This window comes from Microbacterium album (genome assembly GCF_014643695.1).
Lineage (GTDB): Bacteria > Actinomycetota > Actinomycetes > Actinomycetales > Microbacteriaceae > Microbacterium > Microbacterium album.
The window spans coordinates 197,456-210,336 of the sequence record NZ_BMJY01000005.1 but is presented as its reverse complement, the minus strand read 5'-3'; the positions used below and the strand labels follow the sequence as shown (position 1 = coordinate 210,336).

General features: G+C 68.0%; 15 protein-coding genes. 9 read left to right on the top strand and 6 right to left on the bottom strand.

From position 1 onward, the window contains the following. Window positions 1–380 precede the first annotated feature (380 nt). From IEX37_RS08480 to IEX37_RS08440, 9 genes are all read left to right on the top strand, one after another. Entirely contained in the window at window positions 381–1,265 is an 885-nt protein-coding gene (locus tag IEX37_RS08480; protein ID WP_188755824.1) for a PaaX family transcriptional regulator, read from the top strand. A gap of 262 nt (window positions 1,266–1,527) precedes the next feature. Continuing rightward, window positions 1,528–2,385 (top strand): tryptophan 2,3-dioxygenase, encoded by an 858-nt coding sequence (locus IEX37_RS08475; protein WP_188755823.1) that lies wholly within the window; start codon window positions 1,528–1,530, stop codon window positions 2,383–2,385. Further along, window positions 2,382–3,635: a kynureninase gene (kynU, locus tag IEX37_RS08470; protein ID WP_188755822.1), complete on the top strand. Its 1,254-nt coding sequence runs from the start codon at window positions 2,382–2,384 to the stop codon at window positions 3,633–3,635. The genes IEX37_RS08475 and kynU overlap by 4 nt, the downstream gene beginning before the upstream one ends. Continuing rightward, window positions 3,635–4,132 (top strand): flavin reductase family protein, encoded by a 498-nt coding sequence (locus IEX37_RS08465; RefSeq protein WP_188755841.1) that lies wholly within the window; start codon window positions 3,635–3,637, stop codon window positions 4,130–4,132. Before kynU ends, IEX37_RS08465 begins: the two co-directional genes overlap by 1 nt. A gap of 1 nt (window position 4,133) precedes the next feature. Then, window positions 4,134–4,871, top strand: a complete 738-nt coding sequence (locus tag IEX37_RS08460) for an alpha/beta hydrolase family protein (RefSeq protein WP_188755821.1) — start codon at window positions 4,134–4,136, stop codon at window positions 4,869–4,871. Then, on the top strand, window positions 4,868–5,650 hold the full coding sequence (locus IEX37_RS08455; RefSeq protein ID WP_188755820.1) for an SDR family NAD(P)-dependent oxidoreductase: 783 nt from the start codon (window positions 4,868–4,870) through the stop codon (window positions 5,648–5,650). The genes IEX37_RS08460 and IEX37_RS08455 overlap by 4 nt, the downstream gene beginning before the upstream one ends. Window positions 5,651–5,673: 23 nt before the next feature. Continuing rightward, on the top strand, window positions 5,674–6,630 hold the full coding sequence (locus IEX37_RS08450) for a hypothetical protein (protein ID WP_188755819.1): 957 nt from the start codon (window positions 5,674–5,676) through the stop codon (window positions 6,628–6,630). Between the two features lie 6 nt (window positions 6,631–6,636). After that, on the top strand, window positions 6,637–6,918 hold the full coding sequence (locus tag IEX37_RS08445; RefSeq protein WP_188755818.1) for a TIGR04076 family protein: 282 nt from the start codon (window positions 6,637–6,639) through the stop codon (window positions 6,916–6,918). Beyond that, on the top strand, window positions 6,915–7,199 hold the full coding sequence (locus IEX37_RS08440; protein WP_188755817.1) for a TIGR04076 family protein: 285 nt from the start codon (window positions 6,915–6,917) through the stop codon (window positions 7,197–7,199). The genes IEX37_RS08445 and IEX37_RS08440 overlap by 4 nt, the downstream gene beginning before the upstream one ends. Window positions 7,200–7,261: 62 nt before the next feature. On the opposite strand, the gene IEX37_RS08435 is transcribed toward IEX37_RS08440, so the two are convergent. The 6 genes from IEX37_RS08435 to IEX37_RS08410 form a co-directional block, all read right to left on the bottom strand. Next, window positions 7,262–7,567, bottom strand: a complete 306-nt coding sequence (locus tag IEX37_RS08435; protein ID WP_188755816.1) for a putative quinol monooxygenase — start codon at window positions 7,565–7,567, stop codon at window positions 7,262–7,264. Window positions 7,568–7,641: 74 nt separating this feature from the next. Next, on the bottom strand, window positions 7,642–8,853 hold the full coding sequence (locus tag IEX37_RS08430) for an acyl-CoA dehydrogenase family protein (RefSeq protein WP_188755815.1): 1,212 nt from the start codon (window positions 8,851–8,853) through the stop codon (window positions 7,642–7,644). Window positions 8,854–8,884: 31 nt separating this feature from the next. Beyond that, window positions 8,885–9,700, bottom strand: a complete 816-nt coding sequence (locus IEX37_RS08425; RefSeq protein ID WP_188755814.1) for an amino acid ABC transporter ATP-binding protein — start codon at window positions 9,698–9,700, stop codon at window positions 8,885–8,887. Window positions 9,701–9,702: 2 nt separating this feature from the next. After that, on the bottom strand, window positions 9,703–10,575 hold the full coding sequence (locus tag IEX37_RS08420; RefSeq protein WP_188755813.1) for an amino acid ABC transporter permease: 873 nt from the start codon (window positions 10,573–10,575) through the stop codon (window positions 9,703–9,705). Window positions 10,576–10,639: 64 nt separating this feature from the next. After that, a complete protein-coding gene (locus IEX37_RS08415) occupies window positions 10,640–11,596 on the bottom strand; it encodes a transporter substrate-binding domain-containing protein (protein ID WP_188755812.1) in 957 nt (318 codons plus the stop codon). Window positions 11,597–11,797: 201 nt separating this feature from the next. Next, window positions 11,798–12,826 (bottom strand): LLM class flavin-dependent oxidoreductase, encoded by a 1,029-nt coding sequence (locus tag IEX37_RS08410; protein ID WP_188755811.1) that lies wholly within the window; start codon window positions 12,824–12,826, stop codon window positions 11,798–11,800. Window positions 12,827–12,881 lie beyond the last annotated feature (55 nt).

The following is a 12,881-nucleotide window of genomic DNA, read 5'->3' as shown; positions in this document are numbered from 1 at the left end:
CCTCCGCGAGCACGGCGTAGTCCAGCAGCTCGCGCGGCCCGAACTGCTCGGACGACGCCTTGTAGCCGAAACGCATCGGAACGGTCATGAGACTCCTTCGAGTGGATGGACAGCGCGTCGCGCGCATGCTCGGAGCGGCGGGGGCACCGACAATCGCAGCACCGTTGTCAGTGTGGCGGGGCGCTGTGACACCGGCACGTCGATCGAAGGATCGGTCCATGACGCGCCGCTCTCCTTCCAGATCCTTCGGTTGCGGGGCTTTCCGGCGCCGCGGCGTGCGAACGCTCTTCGAGGGGCGCGGGTTCGGCCGAGCGAAGCAAGCCGGGAACGTGTCGGGCGTCGCCCCTCAGATACACTCGAAACCTTGGCGAGAGGGCGACATGGGCGAGATCCTGGACGATCTTGACTCCCGGCCGGGGAGCACGACGTCGCTGTTGCGCAGCATCATCGGCATCTACCTCCGTGAGCTGGGCGGGTGGATCTCAGTGGGTGACCTGCTCACGCTGATGGAGGCTCTCGATGTGCCCGCGCCCCGCGCGCGGACCGCGATCGCTCGTCTCAAGAAGAAGGAGCTCCTCCTTCCGGAGCCGCGCGACCGCGTAGCGGGGTACCGTCTCTCCGACGACGCTGTGCCGATGCTTGTGCGCGGGGACCGGCGGATCTACCACCCGCGCTCGATGCAGAGCGACAGCCTGTGGTGCCTGGTCTCTTTCTCGATCCCGGAGGAAGACCGGCACCTCCGCCACCAGCTCAGACGCCGTCTCCATTGGATCGGGTGCGGCACGGTCTCGCCCGCACTGTGGATCGCGCCGGCGTACCTGCTGGACGAGGTCGAGGACATTCTGGTCGATCTGGACGTTCGCGACCGCGCTACCGTCTTCGTGGCGCAGCGCCCCCGGGTGGCGGGGGCGCTTGAGGACGCGGTGCGGCAGTGGTGGGACCTCGACGCGATCCGCGCCCACCACGATGCCTTTCTCGAGCAGCATGGGTCGCATGGAAGCGGGTCGGGCGTCTCGTCGCGCGAGGCTTTCGCCATCTACATCCGCAGTATCGACACGTGGCGGGTCATCCCCTACATCGATCCGGGTCTCCCGCGGGAACTGCTCCCCGAGGACTGGCCCGGCGAGCGGAGCAGCGACCTGCTGCAGCGGCTTCGCGATCGCTTCAGCGGACCCGCGACGGACTACGTCTCCGTCGTCACCGGTACGCGCATCGACAACCCCAGTCGTGCGGCCTCTCAGGCGTCCCGGGCGGGGATGCGCTGAATCGGGCGAGCCCCGGTGTGCGAGCCGTGACCGCGTGCGCATGCGTGCGGGGAGGCGCCTCGGCGCGGTGGTGTAGCTTGACCGTCCGTCGTGTCTGACGGTAACGTGACGGTAGTCAAAGTTTTGAAACACGGTGTTAATCCGTCGACACGCGCGCGTGACATCCGATCGGTAGGAAGGGATCAAGCCCTGCAGGCCGCGGCGATGACGGGGATCACGCGAAGCGCTGTGCAGGCGACAACATGATCGATTTGGATGTGACATGGCCGTAGAGGCGAATACGCGGGACCTCGAATCGTCCATCGTGACGGACCTGCGCGAGAAGCTCACCTACGCGGGGTACCTGGGGCTCGACACCCTGCTCGCCGCGCAGCGCCCGCTGAGCGACCCGGAGCACCATGACGAGATGCTGTTCATCATCCAGCACCAGACCACCGAGCTCTGGCTCAAGCTGGTGCTGCACGAGCTTCGCGCGGCGTGCTCTGCGCTGGAAGCGGATGACCTCGGGTCAGCGATGAAGAAGATCGCCCGGGTGAAGCACATCCAGCGATCCATGATCGAGCAGTGGTCCGTGCTCGCGACACTGACGCCGAGCGAGTACGCGCAGTTCCGCGGAGCCCTCGCCAACGCCTCGGGCTTCCAGTCCGCGCAGTACCGTGCCGTCGAGTTCGCGCTCGGCAACAAGAACGCGCGCATGCTCGCGGTGTTCGAGGGAGAGCCGGAGAACCACCGGATGCTCGCCGACGCGCTGGCGGCCCCGAGCCTGTACGACCAGTTCCTGCGGCACCTCGCGCGTCGGGGCCTGCCCGTCCCCGCTCGGCTCGTGGAGCGCGACGTGACGGTGGCGCACGTGTACGACGAGGAACTGCGCGACGTGTTCACGACCGTATACGAGCGCGAGACCGAGAACTGGGAGGTCTACGAGGCGTGTGAGGAACTCGTCGACCTCGAGGAGAATTTCCAGTTCTGGCGGTTCCGCCATCTCCGAACAGTCCAGCGCACGATCGGCATGAAACGCGGGACCGGTGGATCGAGTGGCGTCGGCTTCCTCCAGCGAGCGCTCGAGCTCACGTTCTTCCCCGAGCTGTTCGCCGTGCGGACAGAGATTGGACAGCCATGACCTTCCCGGACACGGTGAGCGTGGCCGACGCGCTCGATGCGCGAGACCCCCTCGCATCCTTCCGGTCCCGCTTCGTCGCCGCGGACGACCCGTCGATCGTCTACCTCGACGGCAACTCGCTCGGCCGGCCCGTGCGGGCACTGGAGGAGCGGATGTCGGAGTTCGTCGCCCAGGACTGGGGTCGGCGCCTGATACGAGGCTGGGACGAGGGATGGTTCGAGCAGCCGGTCACGCTGGGGGATCGGCTCGGTCGCCTCGTTCTGGGCGCCGGCCCCGGCCAGACGGCGGTGGGCGACTCGACGACCGTGTGCCTGTACAAGCTCATCCGCTCCGCCCTGGACGCTCGGCCCGGGCGACGAGAGATCGTGGTTGACCGGGGTAACTTCCCGACCGACCGCTATGTCGCTCAAGGCATCGCCGCTGAGACGGGTGCCGTGCTGCGCTGGATCGATCCGGACCCGGACACGGGAGTCACGGTCGACGACGTGCGCGCCGCGGTCGGAGACGACACGGCGGTCGTGGTGCTGAGCCACGTCGCATTCCGGTCCGGCTACGTCGCGGACGTGGCGGCGATCACGGAGGCGGTCCACGCGGCGGGCGGGCTGGTCGTCTGGGATCTCTGCCATTCGGTGGGCGTGTTGCCGATCGAGCTCGACGAGTGGGGCGTCGACTACGCGACCGGTTGCACGTACAAGTACCTCAACGGTGGTCCAGGTTCACCGGCCTTCCTCTACGTCAGGCGCGAGCTGCTGGCCGCGCCACATGCCGTCGCGCAGCCGATTCAGGGATGGATGGGCGTCCGCGACTCGTTCCGCATGGGACCCGACTACGAAGCGGCCGAGGGCATCCGCCGGTTCATCAGCGGGACGCCCCCGATCCTGGCGATGACGCCGATGATCGCGACCCTGGACCTGATCGAGGAAGCCGGCATCGCGGCCATCCGGCGCAAGTCAGTGGAGCTCACCGAGTACGCCGTCGAACTCATCGATGAGCGGCTGACGTGGCTGGGAGTCCGCCTTTCGTCCCCGCGCGACGCGACAAGACGGGGAGGGCATGTGACGATCGATCACGAGGCGTTCCCCGGTCTCATCGACCGCCTGTGGTGCCGCGGGATCCTCCCTGACTTCCGCCCTCCCACGGGCATACGCATCGGTCTGTCCCCGCTGTCGACGTCCTTCCGCGAGGTGGATACCGCGATCGCCGCGATCGCCGAGGAACTGGCAGCGAAGATCGACGAAAGGAGCGCATGATGCTGGAAAGGCGTGGAGTCGACCCCGGGTTGCTTCGGCAGACGTTCTCGCTCTTCCCCTCCGGCGTCGCCTGCATCGGCGCCGTCGTCGAAGGACAGAGCGAGGCCCTCGTGGCGTCCTCCTTCACGGTCGGTGTGTCTCTTGACCCCCCGCTCGTGTCGTTCGCCGTGCAGAACACGTCGACGACCTGGCCGCTCATCAGAGGCGCGGACCGCATCGGAGTCTCCGTCATGGCCTCGGATCACGATGCGATCTGCCGCCAGATCGCGTCCAAGGACCGGTCCCGCCGGTTCGAAGGCGTCGAAACGCACGTCGCTGAGTCCGGGGCCCTCTTCCTCCTGGGCTCCCCGGTATGGCTGGAGTGCGCGCTCTACTCGGAGGTCCCGGCCGGCGACCACTCCCTGGTGCTGCTCGAGGTCGATGGACTCGGGCTCAACCCGGATCTGCGCCCGCTGGTCTTCCACGCGTCTGCATTCACCAGCGTTCGCGACGGCTGACATGCACGTGCTCGAGCGCCCCGTACCGCCACCGGACGCGCGGGCGACCTATGCCGCCCATGAGTGGGGACACGTCGACCTGTTCCTGCCTCCGGGCGAGGAGACCCGGCCTCCGGCGATCCTGATCCACGGCGGCTTCTGGCGAGCGAGGTACGATCGTCTGCATCTGAGGGTGCTCGCCGCAGCGCTTGCGCGCGGGGGCCGACGCGTCGCCGTTCCTGAGTACCGCCGGGTGGGGAACCCGGGCGGGGGCTGGCCGGGTTCTCTCGAGGACGTCATGGAGGTCCTCGCCGTCGTTCCGCATCAGCTGGGCGTTGCGCCCGGGGAGGTCACCCTCGCGGGGCACTCGGCCGGCGCTCACCTCGCCGTGCTCGCGGCGGCCAGGGCGACGCAGCCGCCGGCGCGGCTGGTATCGCTCGCCGGGGTGCTGGACGTGGCCGCGGCGCACGCGGCCCGGCTCTCGGACGGAGCGGTGGCCGGGTTCCTCGGCGTTCCGGCGCCCGCCGGCGAGGCGATCGAGGAGATCGACCCCCTCGTCCAGCCGCTCCCCGAGTGCGACATCACCCTCGTGCACGGCACGAGAGACGTCGATGTCCCATGGCAGCACTCGGCGGCTTTCGCGAGGCGATCGGAGCGGATCGACCTCGTTCTGCTCGAGGCGGACCACTACGACGTGATCGATCCGCTTGCGCCGACGTTTCCGGCAGTCCAGGCCGCGTTCGACGGAGGCCGTCGATGACTGAGTCGAACGCGGCGGATGCGGGGCCGCAGCCCCTTGCCGGTCGCGTCGCCCTCGTCGCGGGCGCGACAGGGCCGATCGGGCGAGCGACCGTTCGAGCGCTGGCTTCCCGTGGTGCCAGTGTGGCGGCGCTCTACCGCAGCGATGCGGCCGCGGCAGAGGCCCTTGTGGCGGGAGCCAGTGACGGGAGCATTGTCGCGGTTCAGGCCGACCTCACCGACACGGCGGCCCTCGATGCTGCGGTGCGTGCCGTGGAGCAGCGGCTCGGCGCGGTGGCGATCCTCGTCAACGCGGCCCATCCCCGCTTGGCACCGGTCCCCGTGGCCGACGCGAGTGCCGCGCGCATCCGGGGGGAGCTCGCTGCGGTCGCGGCCCACGCCGCACTGTGTGCGCGACTCGTCCCGTCCATGCGGGAGCACCGTTACGGACGAATCCTGTACGTCGCCGGCGCGCTCATGGCCCGGGCCGTTCCCGGTTTCGGTGCGTACGGTGCGGCGAAGGCAGCGGGCACCGCGCTGACCCGGTACCTGGCGCTCGAGGAGGGACGCTACGGCATCCACGCCAACGTCGTGGCACCGGGACGGGTGTTGGACCAGGGGGATGAGCGCGAGCTCTCACCGGAAATGTCTGCCGCCGAGCGCGCGTTGCGCGAACGGATGGCGCTTCCTGACTTCCCGACGTCGGCGCAGGTGGCGGACGTCGCGGTGACTCTGATCGAGAGTGAGGCTCTTACCGGCGAGGTCCTCTGGGTCACGGGTGGCGAGCCGATCTGGGCCTGAACTCTCCAGCGAAAGGAACGAACATGACGGACGCGTTCGTCACGGCTCCCGCGATGGATCTCGCGACGGCCCGAGCACACGCGCGGGAATACGATCTCGCGGACGCCCCGCTCGGTCGGCCCGCGGCCCCGATCCGCCTGCCGGACCACGAGAGCCTGACGGGGGAGGACACAGGGCGGCTCCGTTTCGATGAACTGCTCGCTGCTCATTTTCACCCCCGTGCTCCGCAGGACCGGATCGAGCACCCCTGGATGAGCCCGGCCGCGTTGGAGCAGGCCGCCGCTACCCTCGTCGAGACGCTTCCGCTCCCCGTTGGGCGCCACAACCGATACCGTCCCGTTCCCGGCGAGGATGCCCTGCGCAGCGACGACCTGCTCGACTTCGTGTCGTGGTACGGCCACGAGTACCAGATCCTCGTGTTCCGCGCCGCCGACGTCCGTACGGGAGCAGTGCTCGACGTGGGCTCTTTGACCGCAGCCGGCGTCGCGGTCGGCGCCAAGGTGATCTGGGACTGGACCGGCGCACTCGACTGGGTGCAAGCGCCGCCCACGGAAGGCGTCGCCGCGGTGTTCTGGAGCACCCACAGCTCATTGCTGGACGGTCGCCGTATCCAAGCGGGTGTGTGGCTCCCGGGAGACACTTCGCCCGAGGCGCTGACGGGGCGGTGCCTCCCGCAATCGGTGGCCGCGCGCACCGCGCGGCTTGCGGATTTCGCAGCCCGCACCCTCGCGGGGGTCGGTGCGCAGGCGCCGGGTCTTCGCGTCGTCCACCCCCGGTCGGAGCGCGCCGATATCCCCGTCCTCGTGCTGGAGGCGACCGACGCGGTCTCGTTGGCCGGGGCCCTCCTGGACGGCCCCGGCTTCCGGGCCGTCGTACGCTACGGGAATCGCGTCGTGGGATTGCCCGACTCGGCGGCGACGTACGTTTCGATGGCCGATCGCGCGGCGGCGGCGGCGGCCTCGGCAGTGAGAGGGAACTGACGGAACATGACGCTCCAGAACATCCGGGTCACGGTCGTCAAGGCGGAGAACGCGAAGCACGGTGCCGCGGTGGGCGATTGCTTCGAAATCCACCCGCATAAGATCGTGGTCCCTCCGGGCAAGGCGTTTCCCCTCTACCTCTTGAGCGCCGTCGTGCCGGTGCTGCTCGAGAAGCAGACGACGACGGACCCGCAGTCGTGGATCAATCGCAAGCCGTACCTGCTCGGTCCCGACGCCGAGGAGCAGGTCATCGTGAAGATGGAGATCATCGAGGAGGTCTCGCAGTGACGAGCACGAAGCCGCAGCACATTCGCTGCACGGTGGAGTCGACCAGCTACTCGATGTGCGGATACGTGCCTGGCGACGCCTTCGACATCGTGGATGGGAAGCTGACTCGCACTCCTGCGGGGGGCATCTGTCTCTACATCGTGAATCAGATGCTCGGCTTGCTCGCCACGCGGCCCGACAGCATGACCACGGAGGAGTGGATCCGCACGGACAGGCCCATCACGACGTGCTCAGACGGGCCCGAGCGCACGGTCGTGCGCCTGTCGATCGTGGACGAGTAGGGGCCCGCATAGAAGCGACCCGGCCACCCTGGGGGCGGCCGGGTCGCTTCGACAGTCTGGACCTAGAAGCCCTGCGGTTCGACGGGTTCCACGTGGTAGCGACCGACCTCCAGGGCGCCCGCGGCCTGTCCCGGGATCCACGCCGCCCAATCGTGCACGTGGGGCTGTGTCGTGTGGGTCTTATAGGCCTCGAGGGTGTCCCAGTGCTCCACGAGCTGAAGCGTGGCGGGCTCACCGAACTTCCATGACAGCTGGTAATCGACGGCGCCCTCCTCGGCACGACATGTCGCAGCGAACTCGGCGCCCCGGCTCTCGACCTCTGCCTTCTTGGCTGGGTTGATGGGCATCTCGGCGTGGACGATGATCAACGGCTTCTCCTTCTTCGGGGGTGGCGCACTCCGCGCCGATAGGAATGGGATCCGGCTTGCTTGCCGGACCCGCGTCACAGGACCCAGTCGGTCGCGGCGCTCTCGACGTGTGCCTTGCCGACCATCTGAAGTCCCGCGCGGCGTGTGCCGGCGTGCGCCAGCGCGGAGAACCCGTCCCGCAGGACTCGCTGAAGCGGCTCGCGGTCCAGGATGTACGAGGACTGCGCGACCTCGCTGGCCAGATTCAGTACGCGGCGCAACGCGATCGCCGCCTGCTGGTTCGCGGTCACCATCCGGGCGAGTTCCAGGGGGCTGAGCGCTCTCCCCGGGGTGAACAGCACTTCATCCACGGCATCGGCAGCGGCGCGAACGCCCGCGTAGGCGAACTCGACCTCTGACGCCGCTTCTCCCAGGCACTGCAGCATGTTGGCGTCGACGCGTGTGGGGCTGGACTCGTAGCGCACGCGGAGATACTCCGCGGCCAGCCGGACGGCGTGCTCGGCGACGCCGAGCGCGACGCCCGTTAGCCCGAAGAAGGCGATGTGGACCGACTTGTTCAGCGGGTCCTTGTCGCCGTCATCGAGGGGCTCACGGTCGAAGGAGTGCCGGGCCGGTACAAACGTGGGTTCCGGAATCGAATAGGAGGTGCTGCCGGAGCCGCGCACGCCGAGCGTCTGCCAGTCATGAGCGACGACGATCGCCTCCTTGGGCAGGTAGAGACCGTAGAGGGCCTGGCGGCCGCTGACGCCCGGCATGGGCTGCCCGTCCTTGAACACGAGGCATCCGCCGACGATGTAGTCGGCGGAGTAGCTTCCGGAGCCCCATCCCCAGTTCCCGGTCACCATGAATCCGCCGTCCACGACCTCGGCCCGGCCCGGCGGGTGGAACGCCCCGCTGGTGGGGTGGTCGAGCGTGTCGCCATACAACTCGTCGAACCCGTCCTGCGGAAGGCGTGTGGCGTAGTAGCCGCCGGCGTTGAGCACGCCAACGTTCCAGCCCGCTCCGGCGTCGATAGCCGACACCTTCGCCGTTGCCTCGACCTGTTCGCGCAGGGTGGCTTCGACGCCGCCACGGTGCTTCCCGAAGCCCAACTCGAAGACTCCGGCTGCGCGCATGATGCGTTCCGCGCGTGGTGTGAGGCGTGCGATGCGCTCGATCTCGTCGGCTTCCTCGGCGATCACGGGCAGAATGCGGTCCGTGTTGCGGAGGATCGCCTCGGCGGTCGTCTTGGGCTCGAGGCCGAGCGAGTCCTCCTCGAGCGCGCTGCCCGCAGCCGTGTCTGTCATAGTCATGGTCTTTCCGTTCCTCGTGAATCGCTCAGTGGAGCACTGCGGAGATGAACGCCTTCGTGCGTTCGTGTCGCGGGTCGCCGAGCACCTGCTCGGGCGCGCCGGCCTCGATGATGCGCCCCGCGTCCATGAACACGACGCGGTCGGCGACCTCGCGGGCGAAGCCCATCTCATGCGTGACGACGACCATCGTCTTGCCACCCGTCTGGGCGAGGTCCTTCATGACCGACAGGACCTCCCCGACGAGCTCCGGATCCAGTGCGCTCGTAGGTTCGTCGAACAGCATGATCTCGGGCCGCATGGCCATGGCGCGGGCGATGGCGACCCGCTGCTGCTGTCCGCCCGAGAGTTGACCCGGATAGCTGTTCTCCTTGCCGGCGAGGCCGACGCGGGCGAGCAACTCCTTGGCATACGCCGTCGTGGCTGCCATGTCTTCCCGTTTCACCTTGCGCGGCGCCAGCGTGATGTTCTGCAGCGCGGTGAGATGCGGGAAGAGATTGAACTGCTGGAACACCATGCCGACTTTCGCGCGCTGCCGGCCCACGTCCTTCGGACGTAGTTCATGGAGCCGGCCCCGATGCATGCGGTAGCCCACGATCTCGCCCGCGGCGACGATGCTGCCGGTGTTGATCGTCTCGAGGTGGTTGATGCAGCGCAGCAGAGTGCTCTTGCCAGATCCCGAGGGGCCGATCAGGCAGACGACCTCCTCGCGCTTGACGTCCAGGTTGATGTCGAACAGAACCTGGTTTCCGCCGTAGTACTTGTCCACGTTCCTGATGGAGATCGAGACGTCGTGTGGGACGAGCGCAACGGGGTCGGGAATGGCTGCGTTCCTGCGGTCCATGGTCAGCGCTCCTTGTTGATTCGGCGCTCGAGGAAGTACTGGCCCACGCTGAGCACCGCGACGACGATGAGGTACCAGATCGCGACCACCATGAGCATCTCGAGCGGTCGGAAGGTGTTGGCGCCGATCCCGTTCGCCACCGTGAGGATGTCGCCGCCGCCGATCACCGACACGAGCGCGACAGCCTTGATGAGGCCGATGAACTCGTTGCCCATGGGCGGGATGAGCACCTTCAGCGCCTGAGGCAGGATGATGTGGCGCAGCGACTGCGCCCCGCTGAGGCCGAGCGCTGCCGAGGCCTCGTGCTGACCGCGACCGACAGACAACAGGCCGGCGCGGATGATCTCCGAGACGTAGCCCGATCCGGCCAGCGTGAGCCCGAGCACGGACGCCGTGAAAGGCGTCATGACGTCCTTGACCGGCACCGAGAAGAGCGTCACCTCCGTGAAGGGCACGCTCAGCTCGAAGTGCGAGAAAAACAGCCCGAGGTTGCCGATGAAGATCAGCAGGACGATGGGCGGCACAGCGCGGAAGAAGAACGAGTATCCGGCGGCGAAGCCGCTCAGGATCCAGCTCTTCGAGATCCGCATGACGGCTATCACGACGGACACCACGAGGATCAGCACCATGGAGACCAGCGTGATCATCAGCGTGCTCCACAGGCCCCGCAGGATCGCGTCGCTGAAGAGGAACCGGCCGACGATGGACCAGTCGAAGTTCGGATTGTCGATCAGTCCCTTCGCGGCGAGCAGGATCAGGATGCTCACGACCACCGCGAACGTGCCCCGGCCGAAGTGGCGCACCGGGACGACGTTGAGCTTGGGAGGTTTGATCGTCGGGGTCGACTTCGTGGTGGGGAAGATACTCGCGGTCATCGCGTCAAGCCCTTCATGGGTCAGGGCGGCCGGGGTGGAGGGTCGCTCCGCCCCGGCCACCGGGTCAGCCGGCCATCTCGCCGACGGGCGTGTTCGTGAACGGGTTGATCGAGAACAGCTCCTCGGGGATCGCGTCTGCCGCGACGTCGTACTCCTCGAGCACGGCAAGGTACTCGCCGTCCTCCACGATCCGGCTCATCGCCTCGAAGAGGGCCTCGGTGAGGCCGGGGTTCTCCTTCGATACCGCGATGCCGCTGACGTTGCGCATCTCGAGCGGGATCTCCTCGATGTCGACGTGGACGACCTCGAACGCGGTGTCGGAGGCGGCGACCTGCTCCACGGAGGATCGCACGTCCATCCACGCGTCCGCTGTGCCCGCCTTGACCGCAGAGTAGGCGTCGGCGCCACCCTGAAGGGGAAGCTGCCGGATCGCGGGCTCACCTGCCGCCTCGCACCTCTCGGCGCTGATTGCTGCGACGATCTCGCCCTGATTCCCGCCGTTCGGGAGCGCGAGCGTGAGCCCGCACATCGAGGCGATGCTGTCGATGCCCTGGGGGTTGCCGGCCTGGGTGAGGAGGCCCTGGTCAGAGCCGAGGAAGGGCACGAAGTCGAAGGCGCTGCGTTCACGCTCCGCGTTGTCTGAGATCTGCCCCCAGAGCACGTCGAGATTGCCGGATTGCAGGCCGGGGATCTGGTTGGGCCACTGGGTGTCGACGAACTCGATTCGCACTCCCAGGATCGGCTCGATCTTTGCGGCGAGGTCCGGGGCGATGCCCACGGGCGTGGTGGGGTCGTCTGCCGCCGCGCCGAGCACGGGCGGCGTCTGAAACAGGCCTCCCGCCCTGATGACGCCGGCCTCCTTGATGGCGTCGGGCAGCATGTCGTAGACCTCGTTCGTGCCGGCGGCCGGGGCACTCGGCGTCTCGGGGGCGTCAGCCGAGCAGGCGGTCAGAACGAGAGCAGTGCTCGTGAGCGCGACGGCCAGAAGGCCGAATCGGGTGCGCGTCTGGGGTTCGATCACGGGATAACTCCTGAGGGTAGGCGGCAGGGCGCTGGCGGGGGAGCAGGGACTCGATCGCGGGCGGCGCTTCGTTGCGATCGCCTCAGTCTTACCGATCGGATGTCACTACCACGTTTCGGCATGTTTAGTCAGTGTTACAAAAGCGTGGCGTTCGCCACAAGAGTGAAAGATCTTGGCGGGCTCGATCCTGGGAGTCGGGGCTCACTCGGCGGCCATGCGGCGCAGCTCTGGAATCACCTTGTGCCCCAGGAGTCGGATCGCCTCCGCCTTCTGCGCCACGCCCGGCATGCCGAACGATATGTGCCGGACGCCGGCCGCGACGAGTGGAGCGCACTGATCGATGACCTCGTTCGGTCCTCCGACGAACGCGAGCTCCATCATCCCCGGCGTGACCGCGGCGATCGCGTCGTCCTCCCGGCCGCTGTCGAGCAGTGACTGGACGTGCGCGAACTCCTCGGGGTCGAGCCCGCTGGAGAGCAGCGCGTCGACCGAGAGGGAACCGCTCATGAGGGCGATGTGCCTCCGTAGCCCGGCCCGGGCGTCCTCGGGTCGTTCCGACACGCCGCACCACACACCTGCCGCGACGTCGATATCCGCCATGTCGCGCCCGGCGGCGTCGGCGCCGCGCCTCACATGTTTCACCACCTCGAAGACGTATCGAGGGGGAAGCGCGAGCGCGATCACGCCGTCCGCATATCGGCCGGCCATCTCCAGCATTCGGGGTCCCATCGCTCCGACGTAGATCGGCACGGCGCGAGGGTGGTGCAGTCGTGCCGTCGGCAGCCACGGGCCGCCGGCGCGGGATTCTGTGCTCAGATCCCTGCCTTCCGTGAGTGCGCGGATGGCGAGCAGGGCCGAGCGAGTGCGCGGCACGGGCTTGTCGTGCGGGATGCTGGCCCACTTGAAGAACTCCTCCGAGCCGGCGCCCAGCCCGAGGATGAAGCGATCGTCTGAGAGCCACTGCAAGCCCGAGGCGAACTGCGCGATCTGACCAGGATGAAGCGTGACCGGGTCCAGCACGCCCGATGCCACCTTGAGGCGTTCGGAGACCCAGAGCATCGCCGTCAGGGTGGCGAGTCCGCCGCCCGAGAGGAAGTCGTTTCCGCTCCAGATCATGTCGAAGCCTGCGCTCTCGACCAGCTGAGTGAGTTCAGTAAGGCCGGCTCTGCCGTGGGTCTCGATGTCCGCCACGCCTCGGATGCTGAAGGTGAGCTCGCCGTCGTCGGTCATGAGTGCCTTTCGTCTGGGTCCCGCGGATGCGCGGCGTGTCGCAACACTAGCGCCC